General features: G+C 74.2%; 1 protein-coding gene. It reads right to left on the bottom strand.

What is annotated here, in order from left to right:
• Positions 1 to 191: copper homeostasis protein CutC (locus SB753_RS42265; protein WP_410805853.1), on the bottom strand; the 191-nt coding region annotated here is incomplete at its 3' end.
• Positions 192 to 229 lie beyond the last annotated feature (38 nt).

The raw sequence follows: 229 nt of genomic DNA, 5'->3' as shown, positions 1-229 counted from the left end.
GCGCCCGCGTCGATCGCACGGCGGACGTCGTTCTCGGCGATCGCGATCTCGTCGGCGGAGTAGCGGAAGCCGCCGGCCCGAGGCCGGACGAGCACATGCACCTCGACCCCGACGGCATGAGCGGCATCGATCGACAGGTCGAGGGTCGCCGGCGACGGGGTGAGGCCGCCGAGCGCGAGCGCCTGGGCCAACTCCACTCGTGCGGCGCCGACGGCTCCGGCGATGCGCA

This window comes from Paraburkholderia sp. SIMBA_053, assembly GCF_046534895.1.
Lineage (GTDB): Bacteria > Pseudomonadota > Gammaproteobacteria > Burkholderiales > Burkholderiaceae > Paraburkholderia > Paraburkholderia caledonica.
This window is presented reverse-complemented; position numbering and strand designations above follow the sequence as displayed.